Source organism: Billgrantia bachuensis, assembly GCF_011742165.1.
Lineage (GTDB): Bacteria > Pseudomonadota > Gammaproteobacteria > Pseudomonadales > Halomonadaceae > Halomonas > Halomonas bachuensis.
The window spans coordinates 1-22,373 of the sequence record NZ_JAAQTO010000020.1 but is presented as its reverse complement, the minus strand read 5'-3'; the positions used below and the strand labels follow the sequence as shown (position 1 = coordinate 22,373).

General features: G+C 65.7%; 21 protein-coding genes and 1 other RNA gene. 7 read left to right on the top strand and 15 right to left on the bottom strand.

The features are described 5' to 3' along the window. The 7 genes from HBJ55_RS08625 to HBJ55_RS08595 all read right to left on the bottom strand — a co-directional run. Nucleotides 1-492: tripartite tricarboxylate transporter permease (locus tag HBJ55_RS08625; protein ID WP_167113084.1), on the bottom strand; the 492-nt coding region annotated here is incomplete at its 3' end. 17 nt (nt 493-509) lie between these two features. Beyond that, entirely contained in the window at nt 510-953 is a 444-nt protein-coding gene (locus tag HBJ55_RS08620; RefSeq protein WP_167113082.1) for a tripartite tricarboxylate transporter, read from the bottom strand. Between the two features lie 102 nt (nt 954-1,055). After that, nucleotides 1,056-2,111: a type 2 periplasmic-binding domain-containing protein gene (locus HBJ55_RS08615; protein WP_167113080.1), complete on the bottom strand. Its 1,056-nt coding sequence runs from the start codon at nt 2,109-2,111 to the stop codon at nt 1,056-1,058. Between the two features lie 29 nt (nt 2,112-2,140). Continuing rightward, complete coding sequence (kdgD, locus tag HBJ55_RS08610) at nt 2,141-3,058, bottom strand: 5-dehydro-4-deoxyglucarate dehydratase (RefSeq protein ID WP_167113078.1); 918 nt, start codon at nt 3,056-3,058, stop codon at nt 2,141-2,143. Nucleotides 3,059-3,272: 214 nt separating this feature from the next. Next, nucleotides 3,273-4,001: a 16S rRNA (uracil(1498)-N(3))-methyltransferase gene (locus HBJ55_RS08605; protein WP_167113076.1), complete on the bottom strand. Its 729-nt coding sequence runs from the start codon at nt 3,999-4,001 to the stop codon at nt 3,273-3,275. 11 nt (nt 4,002-4,012) lie between these two features. Then, nucleotides 4,013-4,540, bottom strand: a complete 528-nt coding sequence (gene secB / locus HBJ55_RS08600) for a protein-export chaperone SecB (RefSeq protein WP_167113074.1) — start codon at nt 4,538-4,540, stop codon at nt 4,013-4,015. A 41-nt stretch (nt 4,541-4,581) separates the two neighbouring features. Further along, nucleotides 4,582-5,004, bottom strand: coding sequence for a rhodanese-like domain-containing protein (locus HBJ55_RS08595; protein ID WP_167113072.1), 423 nt, complete (start codon nt 5,002-5,004; stop codon nt 4,582-4,584). A 323-nt stretch (nt 5,005-5,327) separates the two neighbouring features. On the opposite strand from HBJ55_RS08595, the gene gpmI reads away from it, so the two are divergent. The 3 genes from gpmI (at nt 5,328) to HBJ55_RS08580 (ending at nt 9,446) form a co-directional block, all read left to right on the top strand. Then, nucleotides 5,328-6,896 carry a 2,3-bisphosphoglycerate-independent phosphoglycerate mutase gene (gene gpmI, locus HBJ55_RS08590; protein ID WP_167113070.1) on the top strand — a complete coding sequence of 523 codons (1,569 nt, stop codon included), beginning with the start codon at nt 5,328-5,330 and terminating at the stop codon, nt 6,894-6,896. Between the two features lie 22 nt (nt 6,897-6,918). Further along, nucleotides 6,919-8,070 (top strand): murein hydrolase activator EnvC family protein, encoded by a 1,152-nt coding sequence (locus tag HBJ55_RS08585; RefSeq protein ID WP_167113067.1) that lies wholly within the window; start codon nt 6,919-6,921, stop codon nt 8,068-8,070. Nucleotides 8,071-8,141: 71 nt separating this feature from the next. Then, a complete protein-coding gene (locus HBJ55_RS08580) occupies nt 8,142-9,446 on the top strand; it encodes a S41 family peptidase (protein WP_167113065.1) in 1,305 nt (434 codons plus the stop codon). A 28-nt stretch (nt 9,447-9,474) separates the two neighbouring features. Here HBJ55_RS08580 and HBJ55_RS08575 read toward each other — a convergent pair whose 3' ends face one another. From HBJ55_RS08575 to HBJ55_RS08560, 4 genes are all read right to left on the bottom strand, one after another. Continuing rightward, nucleotides 9,475-10,722, bottom strand: coding sequence for a UbiH/UbiF/VisC/COQ6 family ubiquinone biosynthesis hydroxylase (locus HBJ55_RS08575; protein ID WP_167113063.1), 1,248 nt, complete (start codon nt 10,720-10,722; stop codon nt 9,475-9,477). A gap of 65 nt (nt 10,723-10,787) precedes the next feature. Next, nucleotides 10,788-11,999, bottom strand: coding sequence for a 2-octaprenyl-6-methoxyphenyl hydroxylase (ubiH, locus tag HBJ55_RS08570; RefSeq protein ID WP_167113061.1), 1,212 nt, complete (start codon nt 11,997-11,999; stop codon nt 10,788-10,790). 77 nt (nt 12,000-12,076) lie between these two features. Then, nucleotides 12,077-13,414 (bottom strand): Xaa-Pro aminopeptidase, encoded by a 1,338-nt coding sequence (gene pepP / locus HBJ55_RS08565; protein ID WP_167113059.1) that lies wholly within the window; start codon nt 13,412-13,414, stop codon nt 12,077-12,079. 194 nt (nt 13,415-13,608) lie between these two features. After that, nucleotides 13,609-14,184, bottom strand: coding sequence for a UPF0149 family protein (locus tag HBJ55_RS08560; protein WP_167113057.1), 576 nt, complete (start codon nt 14,182-14,184; stop codon nt 13,609-13,611). Nucleotides 14,185-14,343: 159 nt separating this feature from the next. Between HBJ55_RS08560 and HBJ55_RS08555 the strand changes: the two genes are divergently transcribed. From HBJ55_RS08555 to HBJ55_RS08545, 3 genes are all read left to right on the top strand, one after another. Next, nucleotides 14,344-14,664 carry a cell division protein ZapA gene (locus tag HBJ55_RS08555; protein WP_167113055.1) on the top strand — a complete coding sequence of 107 codons (321 nt, stop codon included), beginning with the start codon at nt 14,344-14,346 and terminating at the stop codon, nt 14,662-14,664. 36 nt (nt 14,665-14,700) lie between these two features. Further along, nucleotides 14,701-14,885: non-coding RNA, 6S RNA (gene ssrS, locus HBJ55_RS08550), on the top strand. Between the two features lie 9 nt (nt 14,886-14,894). Then, the gene (locus HBJ55_RS08545) at nt 14,895-15,524 is read left to right on the top strand and encodes a 5-formyltetrahydrofolate cyclo-ligase (RefSeq protein ID WP_167113053.1); all 630 of its coding nucleotides are present in this window, start codon (nt 14,895-14,897) and stop codon (nt 15,522-15,524) included. A gap of 392 nt (nt 15,525-15,916) precedes the next feature. Here HBJ55_RS08545 and ilvA read toward each other — a convergent pair whose 3' ends face one another. Further along, complete coding sequence (gene ilvA / locus HBJ55_RS08540) at nt 15,917-17,506, bottom strand: threonine ammonia-lyase, biosynthetic (RefSeq protein ID WP_167113086.1); 1,590 nt, start codon at nt 17,504-17,506, stop codon at nt 15,917-15,919. 94 nt (nt 17,507-17,600) lie between these two features. On the opposite strand from ilvA, the gene rpiA reads away from it, so the two are divergent. Next, a complete protein-coding gene (rpiA, locus tag HBJ55_RS08535) occupies nt 17,601-18,275 on the top strand; it encodes a ribose-5-phosphate isomerase RpiA (RefSeq protein WP_167113051.1) in 675 nt (224 codons plus the stop codon). A gap of 24 nt (nt 18,276-18,299) precedes the next feature. Here the strand turns inward: rpiA and waaA are convergent, their stop codons facing one another. From waaA to HBJ55_RS08520, 3 genes are read right to left on the bottom strand one after another with little or no spacing between them, the layout of a single operon-like run. Continuing rightward, entirely contained in the window at nt 18,300-19,604 is a 1,305-nt protein-coding gene (gene waaA / locus HBJ55_RS08530; RefSeq protein WP_167113049.1) for a lipid IV(A) 3-deoxy-D-manno-octulosonic acid transferase, read from the bottom strand. After that, entirely contained in the window at nt 19,604-21,034 is a 1,431-nt protein-coding gene (gene hldE, locus HBJ55_RS08525) for a bifunctional D-glycero-beta-D-manno-heptose-7-phosphate kinase/D-glycero-beta-D-manno-heptose 1-phosphate adenylyltransferase HldE (protein WP_167113046.1), read from the bottom strand. The genes waaA and hldE overlap by 1 nt, the downstream gene beginning before the upstream one ends. Further along, on the bottom strand, nt 21,024-22,121 hold the full coding sequence (locus tag HBJ55_RS08520) for a glycosyltransferase family 9 protein (protein WP_167113045.1): 1,098 nt from the start codon (nt 22,119-22,121) through the stop codon (nt 21,024-21,026). The genes hldE and HBJ55_RS08520 overlap by 11 nt, the downstream gene beginning before the upstream one ends. Between the last annotated feature and the right edge of the window lie 252 nt (nt 22,122-22,373).

Genomic DNA, 22,373 nt, shown 5'->3' with positions numbered 1-22,373 from the left:
CAGGGCTCCGCCGGTCAGCGCGTTGTTGGCCGATTCGGAGGCGATGACCGTCAGGGCCAGCAGGATGATCAGGAACTTCTCGATATAGGAGAACTTGATGGAGAAGTCGGCCAGCAGCGGAGCGAACAGGAACAGCACGGCGGCACTGATCAAGCCGCCCACCAGGGAAGCGACCACGCTGATCTTCAGGGCCCGCTCCCCCTCACCCCTGCGCGCCATGGGATAGCCATCGAACGTCGTGGTGATCGACGAGGGGGTGCCGGGAATGTTAAGCAGCACTGCCGGTACCATGCCGCCCGAGATGCCGCCCACGTACAGGCCGAGCAACAGTGCCAGGCCATGGTTCAGGCCCAGCGCATAGGTCAGCGGCAGGCACACCGCCACCGCCATGGTGGCGGTCATGCCGGGAATGGCACCGAACACGATCCCGACCAGGGCGCCCAGCGCGGTCAGGAGGAAGAAGGTCACATCGAGAAGGGAAAGGATTTCCATGGTGGCACTCGCTTCGGTCACGGCAGGGTGATCTGGAACAGCTTGGCCAGGATGAGCCAAGCCAGGCTGGGCGCAGCGAAGGCATTGAGTGTCACGATGACCAGTGCTTTCCTGGTCCACTCATGCAGATACAGAAGCGACATGAGAAAGACGAAAGGTATCGAGACGAACAGAAACCCGTAACCCGTATAAGGGAACATGTCCCCCACCACCGTCATCAGGTGGAAATAGGCCACTATCAGCGCGAGCGTACCGAAGAAACGCAGGCCATCCATGGACTCGCCCAGGATGGGCAACGCGCGCTCACCGCGCCTGACAGCAGCCAGGAAAGGGACGACCTGGGTCACGACCACCAGGACGAACAGTACTGCCATGATCCAGGTGATCAGGGTCGGGAAGAACAGATGAGAGGTCTCGAAATCGATCGAGACACTGAGCAGATCTGACAGACCTGATTCCATAGCCGCTCCGTTAGAGACAGGTCGACCTGCCTATCGTCGTTCTGGCGTTGCGTTGTCCGGGCCGGGTGCCGACAGCGAATCCGCCGGCACCCTGGCATTGATTTACTGGATGTTTTCGATGATTTCCTCGTAGCGAGACCGCTTCTCTTCCAGGTACTCCGACGCTTCGCCCGACGGCCTGAAGTTGGGGATGAAGAAGGCGCTCTTCTGGATTTCCTGGATCTCGCCCTCCTCGAAGATCTCGGCGAGCGCCTCATCGATCTGCTCGACGATGCCCGGATCCATCTCCTTGTTGTAAAGGAAGAAGAACTCCTTATCGAAGGTGAAGGTCTCGTCGTCGCCCATGGTCACGTGCACGTTGGGCTCGACGAATTCCAGCAGCTGCTCGCGGGTGGTCTGACCGAGCCCCTCCTCCGGCGCCTGCTGGATGGTCTCCTGGCGGGCCGTCAGCCAGACGAAGCGCATGGCCTTCTGATCGTCTTCCGGCAGGCGGGTGTACTGTTCGTTGGCCTGCACGGAGCCGTTGATCAGATCGACCTGATCATCGAAGAGCAACTGGTTCTTGTCCGACTGGGAGCCGGTATTGACCGCCACCAGATTGTCTTCCTGCCCCGGATGCTCGATGGCGATGGCATTCTTCAGAGCACTGAAGCCGATCTCGGAGACACCGCCCGGCTGGATCGCCACGCGCACGGTCTCACCCTCGCCCACCGCCGCGATGATGTCGTCGAGGGTCTCGTAGGGCGAATCCTTGGGCACCAGGTAGGCATTGCCCGGGTTGATGGCGACGGTCGGCCCGATGGTGTACTTCTCGAAGATGTCGGCATAGCCCTCCACGCCATACAGATGGCCCAGATAGGACTGATCGTGGAAGATCATCAGCGTGTTGCCGCGGGCATCGCGGTCCAGGGTACGGAACGCCGAACTAGCGCCCACGGCGTCGACCTTCATGTTGATATCGAGCTTCTCGGCCAGCTGGTCCACCACGATGCTCGAGTTCTGGTAGGTGTCGCCACCGGTCGAGGTGGAGCCGATCACGACCCGTACGTTGCCCCGCAGCTGGCCCTCCTGGGCCTGGGCCGCGCCGATCCCGTAGGTCAACGACGTCATCAGGACGGCCGACCCCAGGCCTACGATAGTCTTCTTGGATACTGGCATGCGTTCACCTCATCAGCTTCGTTGTTGGTTTATAGTTGCCTGGCCTTCTCTACCAGCGTCGCGAGCTGCTGGCGTTCCTCGGTAGTGGGCATGGTCAGCGGCGCCCGGACGCTGCCGGCCGGGCGTCCGATGATCTCGGCACCCGCCTTGATCAGGCTGACGGCATACCCCGCTTTTCTGTCCCTGAGATCGACGAAGGGAATGAAGAAGTCGTTGGTGATTTGCTTCACCGCCTCACGATTGCCCTTGCGCAGTTCCTTGTAGAACTTGACCGCCATGTCCGGCACGAAATTGAACACGGCCGAGGAATAGGTGTTCACCCCGATGGAGAGGTAGGCCTCGGCGAAGATCTCCGCGGTGGGTACGCCGCCCACATAGACCAGGCGATCACCCACCGTCTTGACGATCTTGTTGAGCAGCTGGATATCGCCCTTGCCGTCCTTCAAGCCGATCAGATTCGGGCACTGGTCCGCCAGCGCCTGGACGGAATCGGCGTTGAGAATGCCGTTGCCGCGGTTGTAATAGATGACGTTGAGCTCGGTGGCGTCGCAGATCCGGCGGGCATACTCGACGAGCCCCTTCTGCGGGCACTCGGTCAGGTAGGGCGGCATCAGCAGGATGCCGTCAGCGCCGGCCTCCTCGGCCGCTCTGGCGAAGGCCTTGCCGCTCTCCACGCTAAGCCCGGCGCTGGCGATCACAGGCAGCTTGCCGTCCACGGTCTCGACGGCGATGCGAACCACTTCGCGATACTCGTCGAGCGAGAGATTGAAGAACTCACCCGTGCCGCCGGCCACGAAGACGGCGGAGATGTCGTGGCTGACGAACCACTCCAGGCGGCGACGATAGCTCTCCGCATCGAAACGGCCTGCGCTGTCGAAGTCGGTAATGGGGAACGACAACAGCCCATCCCCCACGGCATCTACCACTGCTGCTCTGGAAAATTTCACGAACGCTTCCTCTTGGATTGGCACGCACCACTGGCCAAGGACCCTCTTCGGCCGATGCACTGTCAGGATGACCGCTACAACTTGTCATACATCATACAACACACAAGTTAATGAACGGCTTCCACGCCTGCAAGGCGGCGCATGGAAAAGTAGACGAAAGTCTAGAGGGAACGAAAATTAGCCTTGCCGAATGCTGCGGCGATCGGTTTGGCGTTCAGCCCAGATCGCCGAAGCGATACTGCAGCAGCGACAGCGCCACCACGGGGGCGGTCTCGGTGCGCAGAATTCGCAGGCCGAGGGAGAGGGGAGCAAAGCCGGCCTGGCGGGCGGCCGCGACTTCGCTGTCGGAGAGCCCCCCTTCGGGTCCGATCAGCAAAGCCGCGGTGGCGGGTTTGTCTCCCTGTTCCAGGGCCCCCGCCGTGCCGGGGTGCAGCACCAGGCGCAGCGCCTCGCTGCGCTGGGACAGCCATTCGGCCAGGGGTAAGGGCGAGTGTACCGGGGGCACGACCGCGCGCCCGCACTGCTCGCAGGCGCTGGCGGCCACGGCTTGCCAGTGGGCGAGCTTCTTCGCCTCGCGCTCGCCCTTGAGTCGCACGTCGCCGTGCTCGGTGTAGAGCGGCGTGATGGCGGCAACACCGAGCTCGACGGCCTTCTGAATGGCGTAGTCCATGCGGTCGCCCTTGGAGATCGCCTGGCCCAGGTGCACCGCCAGCGGCGATTCGCCACGGCCCGCCTCGATGGCATCGATGCGTGCCACCACCCGCTTACGGCTCGCCTCGACGATTACTGCCCGGGCCTCGTGGCCGGCGCCGTCGAAGAGCCGCACGGGCGCGCCTTCGCCCAGGCGCAGCACGCGCGCCACATGGCGCGCGGGGCCCTCGGGTAGAACGACGTCGCCGCCGACGGTGAAGTCGGCGGCGACGTGGATACGCGGGCCTGACACGCAGCGAGGCCTTACTGAGTGGTCTGCTCGCCCTGCTGCTGGGCCTGTTCGGCCTCGCGCTTCTTCTTCTGGGCGTAGATCGCCTCGAAGTTGACCGGCGCCAGCATCAGGGGCGGGAAGCCACCGCGGTTGACCAAGTTGTCGACGCACTCGCGGGCATAGGGGAACAGCACGTTGGGGCAGAAGGCGCCCAGCGTGTGTTCGAGCTGCGCGCCCTCGATGCCGCTGATGCGGAACAGGCCGGCCTGCTCGATCTCGGCCAGGAAGGAGGTAGTGCCCTCCTCGCTGTGGCGAACCTGGGCGGTCACCTTGATCGTGACCTCGTAGAGATCCTCGCCGACCTTGCTGCTGCTAGTGTTCAGGTCGAGGCTGACCTTGGGCTTGAACGGCTGCTGGAAGACCGCCGGCGAGTTCGGTGCCTCGAAGGAGATATCCTTGACGTAGATGCGCTGAACGGCGAACTGAAGTTGCTGCTTGTTCTGCTGGTCCGCCGCGGCCTGGTTGCCGCCGGCAGCGTTCTGGCTGTTCTCTTCGGCCATGGGAAAGGTTCCTTATTGCGTGCTTGCGTCTTGTGTATTGGCTATTTCTTGACCACCGGCAGGCCGTCGGCCTGCCACTGCATCATGCCGCCCTTGAGCTTGTGGACCCGCGAGAAGCCGGCCTTGGCCAACTTGGCCACGGTGATGCCGGATGCCTGGCCGCTCTTGCAGACCACGACGATCGGCTTGTCCTTGAACTTCTCGAGTTCCCCCATGCGTTCATCGATGCGGCTCTGGGGAATGTTGCGCGCGCCGGCGATGTGGCCGGCCTTGAAATCGCCCGCCTCGCGGGTATCCACGATCACCGCATCCTCGCGGTTGATCAGCTGGGTGGCCTGACTGGAGGATACCCCGCTGGCAGCACTGTTGCGGACCTCGTAGGCGATCCAGGCGGTCAACACCACGAGGAAAGCGCCCACCAGAAGCGGGTGGTTCTGCACGAATTCGAACAGCTGATCGATCATGGATCCGGCACACTCTTGTTTCGAAAATAGCGAGGATAACGGTAGGGTAGGGCACCCGAAAGGCGAGAGTATACACCATGCGGCAACACCCCGCGGCATGACCCGCCGGCGATGAGTCGGGACCATGACGCTCGCCTGACCGTGCGTTATGATGCCGCAAGCCGACTCAAGTCGCGACCCCCGTCGTCCAGGTGCCTGTTTCGAGCTGCCCGGAATCGACGCAGGAGCCCGCCGCCGCGTCTTTGCAGCAGGCCAGGCAGGCGCGGACAGCCTCCCGGACGGCCCGCCGTCGCGCCCATCACGCTCAAGAGGCCCATATCCCCATGACGACCCAGACCGCCCCACGCCCCGTCGCCCTGATCATTCTCGATGGATACGGCCACAACCCCGACCCCACCGACAATGCCGTGGCCGCCGCGCGCACCCCGAACATGGACCGCCTGTGGCAGGAGCGCCCCCATGCGCTGCTGCACACCGATGGCAAGTACGTGGGCCTGCCCGAAGGGCAGATGGGCAACTCCGAGGTCGGCCACATGAACCTGGGCGCGGGCCGGGTGGTGTATCAGGAACTCACTCGGATCACCAAGGCGATCGAGGACGGTGACCTCGACATCATCGCCGCGCTGACCGACGCCATCGATGCGGCCGTGACCGCAGGTCGTGCCGTGCATTTGCTGGGCCTGCTCTCGCCGGGCGGCGTGCATAGCCACGAGGACCACATCCTGGCCATGGCCGAGCTGGCCACCCGCCGCGGCGCCCAGCGCATCTACGTGCACGGCTTCCTCGACGGCCGCGATACGGCGCCGCGCAGCGCGCTGGCCTCCATCGAGCGCACCAACGCCCGGCTCGCCGAGCTGGTCGGCGCCGACAACGGCTTCGTCGCCTCGATCATTGGCCGCTACTTCGCCATGGATCGCGACAACCGCTGGGATCGCGTCGAAAAGGCCTATCGGCTGCTCACCGAAGGCGTCGGCGAATTCGAGGCCTCCAGCGCCGAACAGGGCCTGCGCGCCGCCTACGAGCGCGGCGAGAACGACGAGTTCGTCTCCGCCACCGTCATCCGCGATGGCGAAGGCCCGGCGACCATCGCCGACGGCGACGCCGCGATCTTCATGAACTTCCGTGCCGACCGCGCCCGTGAACTCACCCGCGCCTTCGTCGAGAGCGATTTCAGCGGCTTTCCGCGCCGCGTACGCCCGGCGCTGGCCGGCGGCAGCCTGGTCACGCTGACCCAGTACGCCGCCGACATTCCCGCCCCGGCCGCCTTCCCCCCGGCCGACCTGCACAATACCCTGGGCGAGGTGATGGAAAGCCGCGGCCTGACCCAGCTGCGCATCGCCGAAACCGAGAAGTACGCCCACGTCACCTTCTTCTTCTCCGGGGGGCGTGAAGCCGAGTTCGAGGGCGAAACCCGCGTGCTGGTCCCCTCGCCGCAAGACGTCAAGACCTATGACGAGAAGCCGGAAATGAGCGCCGAGGAAGTGACCGACCGCCTGGTAGAGGCGATCGATTCCGGCCGCTACGACCTGATCGTGTGCAACTACGCCAACGGCGACATGGTCGGCCACACCGGCGACTTCGACGCCGCGGTCAAGGCGATCGAGACGGTGGATGCCTGTGTCGGCCGTGTAGTGGAAGCGATCGAGCGCGCCGACGGCGCCTGCCTGATCACCGCCGACCACGGTAACGCTGAGCAGATGGTCAATCCCGACACCGGCGTGACCCAGACCGCCCACACCACCTTCGAGGTGCCGCTGATCTATGTCGGCCCGCAATCCATCAGGCTGCTCGACGACGGCCGTCTGTGCGACATCGCGCCGACGCTGCTGACCATGATGGACCAGCCGATTCCCGAGGAGATGAGCGGACGGGTGCTGATCGAGCCGGCATGATCGAGCAAAAGCCCTGCCTGCCATGACGCGAGCCCGTCAGTATCACGCCCTGGGGGCCGTGCTGGTGGCCCTGGCCATGTTGTCGAACCTGGCCAGTGCCCAGCCCAGCGAACGGGAAGCTCGCGAGCGCCTCGACGCCATCGGCAGCGAGATCCAGGCGGTCAACCAGCGCCTGGGCCAGACGCGTCAGGCCCAGGACGCGGCCTCCCGTGAGCTGCGCGAGGTGGAGACCGCCCTGGCCGAGACTCACCGCCGGCTGGACGCCATCCAGGCCGACCGTCGCCGCCTCGCCGACGAGATCGACGCGCTCGAGTCCGCCCGTGACGCGCTGCAGGACGAGCGCGCCGAACAGGTCGAGGCGCTCAACGTTCAGCTGGATGCACTCTACCGCCTGGGCCTCACGCCACAGCTGAAACTGCTGCTCAATCAGGACGACCCGGCCCGTCTCGACCGGCTACAGACCTATCTCAATCGCCTGGCCCGGGCACGCAACGAGCGGCTCGACGAAATCGCCCGGCTCGACGCCGAGCTGGCCGAGAATCGCCGCGAACAGCAGGTCCGCGGCGAGCGGCTGGATAGCCTGGCCGAGGAATTGGCCGAGCGCAGCGGTGAGTTGACCGAGCGCGTGGCCGAGCGCGAGCGCCTGCTGGCGGAGCTGGACTCGCGCTACAGCGATGAGCAGTCGCGCCTGGAGCGCCTCGATCGCGATCGCAGCGAAGCGGAGCAGGTGCTCGAACGCGTGCGCGAGGAGCTCGCCCGGCTGGAACGACCGCCCCCCTCGACGGCCATCGAACGCACCCAGGGCGACCTGCCCTGGCCGGTGCAGGGCAACGTCGCCTCGAGCTTCCGTCGCGACGACGGCGTACACCACAATGGCATCCTGATCGAGGCACGGGAGGGTACGCCTGTCGCCGCAGTGCATGCCGGGCGCGTGGTGTTTGCCGACTGGATGCGCGGCTTCGGCAACCTGTTGATCCTCGATCATGGCGACAACATCATGACCCTCTATGCTCACCTTCAGCACTACAGCGTCGAGGTCGGCCAACCCGTCTCGCGCGGCGACACGGTCGGCACGGTAGGCAACAGTGGTGGCCATACCACGCCGGCGCTCTACTTCGAAGTTCGCCGCAACGGCGACCCCATCGACCCCCAGTCCTGGATCGCACGAAGATGACGAGAGAGATTTCACAAGCCCCGGACCACGGGATATGCTGGACAGCCTCGCCTCGAAACAGCGGAGTTCGCATGCCTTCACGCCTTGCCCGCCTACTGCCCGCACCACGACGCCTGCTGGCGGCGCTGCTGCCGATGGCGCTGCTGGCCCTGCCGCTCGCCGTACCCTTGGTCAATGCCCAGAACGAGCTGCCTGCGGATGAGCTTCCGCTGGAGGATATCCAGACTTTCGCCGAGGTGTTCGAGCGCATCAAGCGGGCCTACGTGGAGGAGGTCGACGACAGCACCCTGCTGCGCAATGCCATGCGCGGCATGCTCAGCGAGCTCGACCCTCACTCCGCCTATCTCGACAGCGAAGAGTTCCAGAGCCTGCGGGAGTCCACCGAGGGTGAATTCGGCGGTATCGGCATCGAGGTGGGCCTGGAGGAGGGCCGCCTGACCGTCATCACGCCGATCGACGATACCCCGGCGTCACGGGCCGGAGTACAGGCGCGCGACGTCATCCTGGCAATCGACGACACGCCTACCGAGCGGCTCTCGCTGCAGGAGGCGGTCACCCTGATGCGCGGCGAGGCAGGCAGCGAGATCCAGCTGACCCTTCAGCGCAGCGGCGAGGACGCCCCCATCGAGGTCACCCTGACCCGCGAGGTTATCCGCACCGAGAGCGTGCGCAGCGAGATCCTGGAGCCGGGCTATGGCTACCTGCGCGTCAGCCAGTTCCAGAATCGCACCGGCGATCAGGTCAACAACGCGATTCGACGCATGGAACGCGACGAACCGCTCCAGGGGCTGATTCTCGACCTGCGCAACAACCCCGGTGGCGTATTGCAATCTGCCGTGGCCGTGGCCGACGCCTTCCTCGAGAGCGGATTGGTGGTCTATACCGAAGGGCGCCTGCCGGATACCGAGATGCGTTTCTCCGCCAGTCGCGAGACGGCCGCCCCCGACGTGCCGCTGGTAGTGCTGATCAACGGCGGCAGCGCCTCGGCGGCGGAAATCGTCGCCGGTGCGCTGCAGGATCAGCGCCGCGGTGTGATCATGGGCACCGAGAGCTTCGGCAAGGGCTCGGTGCAGCAGGTCCTGCCGCTGGGCAACGGCGAAGGGCTGAAGCTGACCACCGCGCTCTACTACACGCCCAACGGGCGCTCGATCCAGGCGCTCGGCATCGAGCCCGACGTCACCGTGGTACGCGGCCGCATCGAAGTGACCGAGGGTAGCCATCAGCTGCGCGAGGCCGACCTGGAAGGCCATCTGCGTTCGAGCAGCGAGCCGCGCACCTCCAGCGAGACGTCTACCCGGCTGCGCGAGGACTATCAGCTCGGCGAGGCGCTCAACCTGCTCAAGGCGCTCAACGTCCTCGAACGGCGCGAACGCTAGGGGGTAGGTAGAGGGGCGACTTCCTGGCTCAGCGGCAGGAGGTCGGCAGCGTTCCGCGCTGGCCGATCGCCTGCTGCATGATCGCCCGCTTGACCGGCGTGAGCCGGTCGACGCCGGAAAGTCCCAGGTTACGCAGCAGGGTCAGCGCCGGATGGCGGGTACCGAACAACAGGCGGAAGCCATCCATCAGCGCCAGCATCGCGGCGTTGTCGCCACGGCGACGGCGCGCATAACGCTCCAGCATGCGCGGCTCACCCAGCGCTATACCGCGACGGCGTGCAACGAGCAGCTCCTCGGCCAACACCGCCACGTCCATCAGTCCCAGGTTGACGCCCTGTCCCGCCAGCGGATGGATGCTGTGCGCCGCATCGCCCACCAAGGCGAAGCCGGCTCGTACGTAATGCTCGGCATGCCGCTGGGTCAGTGGCACCGCCAATGCGCGGTCGACGACTTCCACCGCGCCCAGCCGAGCTTCGAAGGCCGTCTCAAGTTCGCGGCCCAGCGCCGCGGAGTCAAGCGCCGTCAGTCGTGCGGCCTCCTCGGGGGTGGTCGACCAGACGATCGAGCAGTAGCGCTCGTCGCCCTCCACCGTCAGCGGCAGGAACGCCAACGGACCGGTTGCCAGGAAGACCTGGCGCGCCACGCCGCCATGACTGCGCTCGGTACGCACCGTGGTCACCACGGCCACATGGCCGGTATCGTGCTCGTCCACCATGATACCCGCGCTTTCGCGGAGCGGTGAGTGTGCGCCATCGGCCGCCACCACCAGAGGCGCCGACAGGCGACGGCCATCCTCGAGCGCCACCTCGCGCCCCGCAGCGCCCTGGTGCAATCCGATTACCCGCGTGCCCAGCTGCATGGAGACCGTGGGAAACTCAGCCAGTCTTCTCTCGAGGGCCGCCAGGATCACGTCGTTCTCGACGATATGGCCGAGTTGCGGCACACCCGCCTGCTCCGCCGAGAAGCTCACCTCACCGCTGCCTTCACCGTCCCATACCTGCATGAAGCGGTAGGGCGTCACCCGGCGTGCCGCCATCCAGGACCAGGCTCCGAGGCCTTCGAGCAGCCGCTGTGAGACCGGCGTCAAGGCGCTGACGCGCATGGCCGGCTGGCCTCTTCCCACCGCTTCGGCGGCCAGCGGCTCGGGGCGCGCGTCGAGCAGCGCCACGGCGACGCCCGCCTGGCCCAGCAGCGCTGCCAGGGCGGCACCTACCATGCCGCCCCCCACCACGATGACCTCGAAGTGCGTTGTCGGCTGTTCCGACGTTTTCGTCATTGCTCACTCTCTCGTTCTCGGCCGTCCGCTGCCGGCCCTGTACGGTCCGTCATCTCGATGTTGCCTCAGCGCTCCAGGCCCATGGCTCGGCGTGCCAGCCCACGGCGCAGCGGGCCGATCAGGTTGAGTCCTACCAATCCCGCCGCGCGGGCATGCGCCAGCAGGCCATTATCGACACCGAACAGGCGTACCAGACCATCGCTGAAGCGGACCACCTGATGCCGGTCGACGATGCGCCTGGCCTCGAAGTCGCGCAGGGTCAGCATGCCACCGAGCGACTCGCCGCTGGCCAGCGCCCGCTCCAGCGCGGCCACCAAATCGGTCACACCGCGCAGCGCCAGGTTGAAGCCCTGCCCGGCCACCGGATGCAGCGAATGGGCGGCGTTCCCCAGCACCGCCAACCCCGGGCGAATGGTTTCCCGCGCGGTGACCAGCGTCAACGGATAGGCATGGCGACTGCCAACACGCCGGAAACGCCCGGCACGATCGCCGAAGGCCCGCTGCAGTTCGGCCAGGAAGTCGCCATCGCCGAGCGCCAGTCGAGCTTTTTCGCGCCCTGCGGAGTGTGTCCAGATCAGCGTCATCTGTTGCCCCGACAGCGGCAGCAGGGCAATCGGTCCCTCCCGGGTAAAGCGCTCGTAGGCGACACCGACGTGGGGGTGACTCATCTCGACATTGGCGATCAGCGCCACCTGGTCGTATGGCGCCGAGTCGCTGCCGATGCCCAACTGCTCCTTGAGCCCCGAGCGCCCACCGTCGGCCAGCACCGTCAGGCCGGCCCGCAGCGTACAGCCATTGGAGAGTGCGAGTCGATATCCCTCCGCCTCGGGCACGATCGCCTCTACGCTGGCCGGACAGTGCCAATCGATGGGCAGCTCGGCCAGGCGTCGATGCAGTACACGTCCCATCCACGCATTGGGAATGACGTAACCCAGCGCCGTCTGGTCGAGCTCGGCGGCGGTGAGCCGGGTAACGCCCAGGCGGCCTCTTTCGCTGACGTGGATGCGCAGGATGGCCGCTGCCTGCTCGGCCATCGCCGACCACAGCCCCATGGCGCGAAAGCGCTCTGCCGAGCCCTGGGCAATGGCGCTTGAGCGGGCATCGAAGCTGGGTTGCCAGGGCGCCACGGCGCTGTCGAGGATGGGAGCCGTCTCGATCACGGCAACCGTCAGGCCGTGACGCTCGATCAACGGCGCCAGGGCACAAGCCAGGCTGGCCCCCACCAGGCCACCTCCGACGATGGCGATATCAACCTGACGCCCGGTCTCCGCGCTCATGCGGAGGGGCCGCGGCTACGGCCCGCCATAGCGTAACGTAAATTACGTAATTTCATGATAAACACCTCGCTCCTTGATCATTTCTTCGCCATCAAGGCCTCGATTTCCGCCACTCGCTTTGGCACTTCGGCGGTCAGTACCTCATGTCCTTCGGCCGTCACCACGACATCGTCCTCGATCCGAATGCCGATGCCGCGAAACCGCTGGGGGAGGTCCTCGTCGGTCGGGAGGTACAAGCCGGGTTCCACCGTCAACACCATGCCCGGTACCAGCGACCGTGGCTTGCCCTCGATGCGATAGCTCCCCACGTCATGGACGTCGAGTCCCAGCCAGTGCGAGGTCGAGTGCAGGTAGAAGCGCTTGTAGCTCCCGTCCTCGATGCGCGCCTCGACATCGCCCGCGAGCAGGCCCAGCCGGATCAGCCCGGCGGTGAGGTCGCGCACCACGCCCTCGTGCAGCTCGGTCAGGGTGACGCCGGGCCTGACGGCAGCTACGGCACGCTCCTGGGCCGCCAGCACCACCTCGTACACTTCACGCTGGGCATCGCCGAAGCGACCGCCGACCGGGAAGGTGCGAGTGATGTCGCCGGCATAGAGATCGAACTCGGCGCCGGCGTCGATCAGCACCAGTTCGCCGTCGTGTAACGGCGCGTTATTCTCGATGTAGTGCAGCACACAGGCGTTGGCACCGCCACCCACGATGCTGGCATAGGCCGGCCCGCTAGCGCCGTGCCAGTGAAACTCGTGCTCGAGTTCAGCCTGGAGGTGGTATTCGGCAAGGCCGGGGCGGGCCGTGCGCATGGCACGTCGGTGCGCCCTGGCCGAGATCGTGGCCGCGTGGCGCATGAGCTCGAGCTCCGCCTCGCTCTTGATAAGGCGCTGCTCGTGCAACAGCGGGGCCAGGTCGACGTAGCTCCGAGAAGGCTGTGCGCCGCGACGAACCCGGGCGGCAAGGCGTGCGCGCACGTCATCGGCCAAGGCCATGGCGTTGGCGTCGTCGAGCATCAGATAGAGGCTGGTACGACCGTCGAGCAGCACCTCGAGGCGCTCATCGCGCTCGGCATTCCCGAAGGCCTGATCGACCTCGTGCACGCGCACGGCGCCTTCGGCACCCAGCCGGATGCCGGTCCAGGCCTCCAGGCTCGGGTCGCGATCCTGACAGAACAGCACGCTTTCGCCTTCGCTGCGTCCCGGCAGCAGCAACAGCAGGGCATCGGGCTCGGGAAAGCCGGTGAGGTAGTGAAAGTCGCTGTTCTGGCGGAAGGGGTAGTCGCTATCACGTGAGCGAGTGACGAGCGAGGCGCCGAGCAGTAATACGGCACTATCCGCCGGCAGCTGTTTCATCAGCGCCTCTCGACGGGCACGGTACTCGTCGTTGCCGATCGGCGCGGGGCGGGGAAGGGGATCGGACAGCATCATGGTTCCTTGCGTGCTCCGGAAATGAAAGTCATAGGGAAGCGCTGAACAAATCGACGAGCGAGATGAAGCGCAAGGCGCACGGAGCACAGGAACCGGAGCATATGGGGTATATGTGAGGATTCCGACGGTCCGACGCTTCGGCACCGCGCAACGCAGTGATTCGCTCGCGTAGGCATTTGTGCAGTGTTTCCTTAGTGGCGGGTGGGCTCGCTGCTTTCCACCTGCGGCTGCCCGGGGTGCTGTTCGGTGTACAGCAGCATCGCCGCCATGCGGGCATGCTCGGTCAGCGCGAAGAGGTCGTTCTCATTCTCGGCGCTGTCATCGATGTCGGTCTCGATGTCGGCAATCCCGGCGAGATCATCCACGGCCTCGCGCAGTGCGCCAGACCAGTTCTCACGCGGGCCATCGCCGGCATCGGCGATGACCTCCAGGAAGCCGAGCGTCCACTCCTGCAGGCCCCGGGCGCGCTCGGCCAGAGAGAACAGCTCGTCGGGCAGTAGCGGCTCGTAGTTGAGAGCGCTGTCGGCAAGGGCTTCCAGGGTCTGGCGCCGCCAGGCCAGCAGCGCTTCGGCACTCTCACGGTCGCGCGGCTGCTCGACGCCAAGCCCCAGGCAGACCTCCTCCAGCCAGGCTTCGGCGGTGAGTTCGTGCAGCGCCAGTTCGGCGCACAACCGGCCGTCGAGAAAGGCGGGCGATTGCATGCTGCCATGGGTAAGGAAAAGGTCCGCCAGGGTGGAAAAATCCCGACGATCATCGATCGGTGACATGCGAGGAATCCCTCATCGAGTAGCGGTGAGTGGCCTCCTGCAGGGCGCGCTGCGTTGACCGCCTGCGAAGGGCTCTCTTATAGTGGACGACTGAATTGATGTGTCCTGTTCCAACGGATGTTAACGCATCGGGCCAACAAGCCGACACCGGAGCCCTCCATGAGCGATGACGCCACTCGCCCTACCGCGCAGGTGACCCTGCTAGGCCGGCACTATGTGTTTGCCTGCAACACCGGCGAAGAGCGTAAGCTGGAACGGGCCGCCCGCTATCTCGATCGGGCCATGCAAGGCATTCATTCCCAGAACAACCTGCTCGGCAGCGAGCGCGTGGCGCTCATGGCCGCATTGAACATCACCCATGAACTGCTCGAGGTGCTGGATACCCGGCGCAGCGAGGAGCAGCAGCTCGACCGGCTGAGCGAACGCCTCGAGCAGGCCATGGCAGGCGCGGTGCCGGGTAACATATCTTCCACCGAATGACATTGGACCTGCTCGTGAGCTCTGATAGGATGAAGATGTTCCCTGGGGTGTTGGCCAGTCGTTGAAGTCCCTCGAGCCTATGAGCAATACCCAGGGCGGTCATTTGCTAGCCGGACCCGTGTGCATGTCCGTGCGTCGGAAAGCCTGACGGTTCGGCTGCGACCACCCACCTTGAACCAAGGGTTCAAGGGCCAGAACGACAGCGGCACTCTGGGGAACTCCACCGTATCATGCACGCTCTGCACGACCCTCTTGTCTGCGAAGACTTCGCTTCCCGGCGCCAACTACGCCAGGCGCTGCGCCATCGGCGGCGAACACTGAGCCCAGAGCAGCGGCGTCAGGCCGACCGCGCCCTGTGTCGACGTCTGCGCCAATTGCCCGAGGTGCGTCGTGCCAGACGCGTGGCGCTCTACCTACCCAACGATGGTGAAATCGACCCCCGACCGCTGATTCCCTGGCTGGCCCGTCGCGGGGTGCGTGTCTACCTGCCCGTGCTGAAGCCGCTGTCCGAGAACAGCCTTTGGTTCGTGCACTACCATCCTGGTACCCCCATGCGGCACAACCGCTTCGGCATACCGGAGCCGCAAACGCGCCATGGTGCTCATCGCGCCCGTCGGCTGGCGACCTGGGCACTGGACCTGATTCTGTTGCCGTTGGTGGGCTTCGATGATCTGGGCCAGCGCATGGGGATGGGCGGCGGCTTCTACGACCGCAGCCTGGCCTTTACCCGCCGCCCCGGCCCTCGACCCACGCTGATTGGCCTGGCCCACGATTGCCAGCGGGTAGACCGCCTGCCAACGGCATCCTGGGACGTGCCGCTGGATGCGATCGTCAGTGATGCGCAGGTGGTTCGTCCCTGAATACTCGCCAAACGGCCGTCGAGAACGGCCTGTAGCAGAACGTGAATACAAAAAAACCGGCCGAAGCCTGGCTTCGACCGGTCCTGATAGCATCTGCTCATGGCACTGTCTGCCGACTCAGCCGCCTGCCAGCGCCTGGGCATAGCCGGTGACCACTACACCAATGCCGAATGCCAGCACCAGTGCCATGACCAGATCGGGCTTACGTTTCATTATTACCTGCTCCTGACGTTGCCGTGGTTGAACAGCGTCGCAAGGGCCCGCGACAGCGCCGACTATAGGGCCTGTGACGCGTTGATGACAACTGGTTCAAGCGATGATTACATAACGAAACCCAAGCCAATTCGCGGCTTTAGCGTAAGTCATCGCTTACCAACGGTAACTTTTCACGTTCAGGCCATGAACAGGCGGTAAGCGTCGTTGCCCGACTCCTTCCAGTAGCGGTAGCCGATCTCGTCGAAATACTCCTCGACATGGGAGCGGTCGCCATTGGGGACCTGCATGCCGACCAGTACGCGGCCGAAGGCGGCACCGTGGTTGCGGTAGTGAAACAGCGAGATGTTCCAGTCCTGGGGCAGGTGAGTGAGGAAATTCATCAAGGCGCCGGGGCGCTCAGGAAATTCGAAGCGATAGACTTCCTCATCGAAGTGCTCCTTGGGCCGACCGCCGCCGAGATGTCGAATATGCAGCTTGGCCAGCTCGTTATCGGTGAGATCGACCACCGGATAGCCGGCTTCACGCAGCTTGTCGATCATCGACTGACGGTCCTCGCCACCTGGCTTGACCTGCACGCCAACGAAGATGTGCGCCTCCTCGGGGTCGGCGTAGCGGTAGTTGAACTCGGTCACCATGCGCTTGCCTACCGTACGGCAGAACTTCTTGAAGCTGCCCGGCCGCTCGGGAATGGTTACCGCCAGGATCGCCTCGCGCTGCTCGCCGAGTTCGGTACGCTCGGCAATGTGCTGCAGGCGATCGAAGTTGGTATTGGCCCCCGAGTTGATGCACAGCAGGGTCTGGCCCTCGGCGCCGGTCTGCTGAATGTACTTCTTGAGCCCGGCCAGCGACAGCGCACCCGAGGTCTCCGATACCGCCCGGGTGTCGTCGAAGATGTCCTTGACCGCGGCGCACATTTCGTCGGCATTGACAGTGATGACGTCGTCGACCAGGTCGCGCACGATCTTGAACGGTACCTTGCCGATCTGCGCCACCGCCACCCCTTCGGCGAACACGCCAACCTGATCGAGCGTCACGCGTCTGCCGGCGGCCAGCGCCGCCTTGAGGCAGGCGCTATCTTCGGCCTCCACGCCGATCACCTTGATGTCGGGCCGCAGGTACTTGACGTAGGCCGCCACGCCGGCGATCAGCCCGCCGCCCCCCACCGGCACGAAAATGGCGTCCAGCGGCCCGCTGTGCTGGCGCAGGATCTCCATGGCCACGGTGCCCTGGCCGGCGATCACGTCGATGTCGTCGAAGGGGGGAATGTAGGTATAGCCATGCTCGGCGATCAGTTCCTGGGCGTGCTCGGCGGCGGCCGCGAAGGCATCGCCCTTGAGCACGACCTTGGCGCCCCGGGCCCGCACCGCCTGTACTTTGATCTCCGGGGTGATGCGCGGCATGACGATAACCGCCTTGACTCCCATCAGCCTGGCTGCCATGGCTAGCCCCTGAGCATGATTGCCGGCCGAGGCAGCGATTACGCCCCTGGCCTTCTGCTCCTCGGTGAGCTGCGCCATCTTGTTGTAAGCACCGCGGATCTTGAACGAATAGACCGGCTGCAGGTCCTCGCGCTTGATCAGAATCTGGTTGTTGAAGCGCCGTGACAGGAAGGGGGCCGGGGAGATGGGTGTTTCACGTGCGGCTTCGTAGACGTGAGCCTGGAGGATCTTCTTGACGGTAGCTTCGAGCATCCTGATGTCCCGGAGGAAAGTGGCGCAGGGGGCGGCAGCGTCTGCTGCACTGCAGAGAACCCCTATAGGTAGCATCTCTGCCGCCTCGTCGTCCAGAGTAGGCATCGGCAGCAGACCTCGCCTGGCCTATAATGGCGCCGCACCCGCCACTTACTGATGCGAGCAAGACATGACCCAGGACGAACTGAAGGACGCCGTGGCCGCCGCCGCCATCGCGGAGGTCGAACCAAGACTCGAGCGCGACACCATTCTCGGCATCGGCACCGGCTCCACCGCCAACCTGTTCATCGACCGCCTCGCTCGGTTGCGTCACGATTTCAAGGGCGCCGTGGCCAGCTCCGAGGCCAGCGCCGAACGCCTGCGTGGCCATGGCATCGAGGTGTTCGAACTCAACCACGTCGGGACGGTACCTTTCTATATCGATGGCGCAGACGAAGTGAACGCTCACTTGCACATGATCAAAGGCGGCGGTGCGGCGCTGACCCGGGAGAAGATCGTGGCCGCCTGCGCCGAGCGCTTCATCTGCATCGCCGATGGCTCGAAGCGGGTCGAGCGCCTCGGCGCCTTCCCGCTGCCGGTGGAGGTGATTCCCATGGCCCGCTCCTACGTGGCGCGCGAGCTGGTCAAGCTGGGCGCCGACCCGGTCTACCGCCAGGGCGTGGTGACCGACAACGGCAACCAGATCATCGACTGCTTCGAGTTCATGATCGATGATCCGGTGGCCATGGAGGCGCGCCTCAACGCCATCGTCGGCGTGGTCACTAACGGCCTGTTCGCCGCGCGCGGTGCCGATGTGCTGTTATTGGGTACCGAGCAGGGCGTGGAGCGCCTGACACCGGCCTGAAGGCTCCGGCAGGTTGGTTTGTCCTCACTTACCCCGGAGCAGGCGGTGCAGGCCATCCAGGGTGCCGGCCAGGGCGCCGCGATTGGCTGCCACCACCGCCAGGCCGGCCTCGGCCAGCCGATGACGCTCGGCCTCGTCGAGGAACAGGGTGACCAGGGTGTCGGCCAGCGCCGCACTGCTGGCCACTTCGACCAGCGCGCCACCCTGGCGCAAGGTCTCGGCGATATCGGCGAAATTGGCGAGCTCGGGCCCGGTCAGCACCGGTACGCCCATGGCGGCCGGTTCGAGCAGGTTGTGCCCTCCCACCGGCACCAGGCTGCCGCCGACGAAGGCCAGATCGGCGGCGCCGTAGAACGTGAGCAGCTCGCCCATGGTGTCGCCCAGGTAGACGGCGGTGCGCCCGTCGGGCCATTCGCCGAGCGAGCGACGCGCCAGTGCCATGCCGCGCTCGAGGCAGAGCTCGGCCACCGCATCGAAGCGCTGCGGATGGCGCGGCACCAGTATCAGCAGGGCATTGGCGTAGTGCTGGCGCAGGCGGGCATGGGCCTCCAGCACCAGCTGATCCTCGCCGGGGTGGGTGGAACCGGCCACCCACACGGGACGTGAGCCCAGGCGCGTGCACAGGCGCTTGCTCGCCTCACTCGACGCGTCGTCCGGCGTCAGGTCGTACTTGAGCGATCCCACCACGTCGATGCGCGTGGTCGGCATGCCCAGTTCGCGAAAGCGCTCGGCGTCGCCACGCGATTTCGCGGCCAGCCAGTCGAGCTGGCCCAGAGCCGCCGCCATCAGCGGACGCAGGCGGCGGTAGCCACGAAAGGCACGCGGCGAGAGCCGACCGTTGACCACCGCTGTGGGTACATCGAAGCGGCGACATGCCGCCAGGAGGTTGGGCCAGATCTCGGTTTCGAAGAAAATGGCCAGCGAAGGCTGCAGCCGCGCGATGAAACGGTTCGCGGCACCGGGGAAGTCGAGCGGCACGAAGTAGTGGCGCAGGCGCCCGGAATCGCCGGCTTCACGTCTCGTCGCGATCAGCGCCTGCACCCGCTCGGCGCCGGTAGCGGTCATGGTGGTCACCACCAGGCAATGGCGTGGGTAGCGCGCAAGCAGCGCTTCGATCAGCGGGCGTGCAGCCTGCACCTCACCCACCGAGGCGCAGTGCAGCCACAGCCGAGGCACACCGGCAGGCAGGCGTGGTGTCAGCCCGAGCCGCTCCCGACGCAGGTTGGTGAGCGCATGCTCACGCCAGACACGCCACCAGATGAGGGGCGCGAGCAGGTAGAGCGCCGCCGAGTAGAGCCAGCGGGGCCAGCGGCGCGACACCGCTGTCATCAACTTTCGCGATCGAGAATGGTGGCGATCATGGCGGTGGTGGACACACCATCCTCGAAGCCCAGCACCTTCACCTCACCGCCTGCGGCGCGTACCGCATCGCCCCCGGCAATTTCCTCCACGCGATAGTCGCCGCCCTTTACCAGCACGTCGGGCAGCACCGCTTCGATCAGCCGCTGCGGGGTGTCTTCGCCGAACGGCACCACCCAGTCCACCGCACCGAGGCTAGCCAATACCTGCATGCGCCGGGCCAGCGGGTTGATCGGGCGCCTGGGGCCCTTGAGCCGGCCGATGGAGGCATCGTCGTTGACCGCCACCACCAGCCGATCGCCAAGCTGACGGGCGTGCTCCAGATAGGCCACGTGGCCCGCGTGCAGGATGTCGAAGCAGCCGTTGGTCATCACCACCCGCTCGCCACGCAGCTGGGCGGCACGCACCGCTTCGATCAGTGGTGCCTCGTCGATGACGCCGAACTCGGCCAGCTTGTCGCCGTGCACTGCGGTGTAGAGTTCGGCGATCGAGAGCGTGGCGGTACCGGGCTTGGCCACTACCAGGCCAGCCGCCAGATTGGCCAGCGTCATGGCTTCGGGGAAACCGTGACCGGCCGCCAGTGCCAGCCCCAGCACGCCGATCACGGTGTCGCCGGCGCCGGTGACGTCGAAGACCTCGCGCGCCCGAGTCGGCAGGTGCAGCGGCTCATGGTCACCACGGATCAGCGTCATGCCTTTCTCGCTGCGAGTGATCAGCAGCGCCTCCAGCTCCAGCTCGGCGCAAAGTTCCGCGCCCTTGGCAGCCAACTCGTCGTCGCTGCGGCAGCGTCCGACTACCGCCTCGAACTCGGTCAGGTTGGGCGTGATCACACTGGCCCCGCGGTACTTGCCGAAGTCGCTGCCCTTGGGGTCGATCAGCACCCGCTTGCCGGCACTGCGCACCAGGGCGATCAATTCCTCGACCCGGTTGAGGGTCCCCTTGCCGTAATCGGAGAGAATGACCAGGTCGCAGTCGGGCAACCCCTGCTCGACGCGGGCCAGCAGCCCGCGGGTATCGAGTTCTTCCAGGCCGTCCTCGAAGTCGAGCCGGATCAACTGCTGGTTGCGGCTCATCACGCGCAGCTTGGTGATGGTGGGGATCCCCGGACTGCTCTCGAAGTAGGTGTCGACACCGGCGGCGTCCATGCGCTCTGTCAGCCGGCGGGCGTTGTCGTCGTCGCCGACCATGCCGCTCAGGGCAGCGTGAGCGCCCAGGGAGGCGATGTTGAGCGCCACGTTGGCCGCTCCACCGGGGCGGTCCTCGCACTCCTCCACTCGTACCACCGGCACCGGCGCCTCCGGCGAGATACGCGAGGTGGCGCCCTGCCAGTAACGGTCGAGCATGACGTCGCCCACCACCAGCACGTGCGCCTGCTCCAGCGCGGTAAGGTCAAGCTTCATCGGGTCGTTCCTCTTCCTTGCGTTCGTTCGGCCGTGTCATCAGCGCATCGAGCTTGCCGATCACATCCTCGATGCGGATCAGCGTCATGGCGTCGGCATGGCGGACACGCTGGCCCCAGTTGATCTCGTCGAGCTCCCGATGCAGGTAGGTGCGCACCGCATCCGGATAACGATTGACCACGTAGTCGCGCCAACGATAAGGCGCCGCGCGGTCGGGGTTGGTGGTGGCGAACAGCCCCACCACCGGCGTGCCCATGGCATTGCCCATGTGCACCGGGCCGGAGTCGGGGGCGATGACCACCCGAGCGCGGGCGATCAGCGCCAACAGGCCCTTTAGCGAGGTAGCACCGATGGCGTCGATCATCGCCTCTGGACGGCTGAGCGCGACGATACGCTCGCCCATCTCCCGCTCCACGGTGCTGCCGCCGCCGGTGAGCACCGTCTTCAGGCCATACTGGGCCCAGGCATGCTCGACGACGGCGGCGTAGCCCTCAGCCGACCAGTTGCGAAAATTGCGTAGGCGCGGATTGGCGCAGGGGCTCATCAGCAGATAGGGAGCGTCGCCGGTCAGGGCGTCGGCCTCCTCGTAGGCCTCGGCCGGCACCGGCAGGTCCCATTCGAGCGACAGGTCCTCGGCGCCCAGTAGGCGGGCAAAGTCGAGGAACGACTCCAGTACGTGGGCACGCGGATGCGGCTCCAATTGGCGATGGGTAAACCAGTGCTGGGCATCCTTGGCCCGCGCCTTGTCATAGCCGACCCGCACCTTGGCCTTGAGCCCCAACGAGAGCATGCTGGCACGCAGCGCCTGCTGCATGTGCAGCAGCACGTCGAAGCGGGTGGCGGAGAGTTCGCGCCACAGCCGGCGCATGCCGGCCAGGCCGCTGGCCTTGTCGTAGACGACGAATTCGACCCCCGACAGGCCAGCCAGTAGACTGTGTTCCGCCTTGCCGATGATCCAGGTGATGCGAGCGTCGGGCCACTGACGCTGCAGGGCGCGTACGGTGGGCACCAGATTGCACACGTCGCCGAGGGCGGAGAGTCGCAGCACGGCGATATGGCGCGGTTGGGCAGGCAGAGGATGCTTCATGCACTTGGCAACATGTCGGACGGGAAAGGTTTTCATTCTATATGATGCGGACAGTGTATGTGACGCCGAGCAGGCGCCACAAATCGGCCCATCGCTGTTCGACCCCTGCCACTGGCGCCACACCGGGCGCGTGATGGGCGAAGCCCCCGGGCGCGGCAGCAGCCTGTTTCTCGACGCAGGGCGCGAACAGTGGGTGCTGCGCCCCTATCGCCGCGGGGGGTTGGCGGCGCGACTGAGCACGAGCCGCTACCT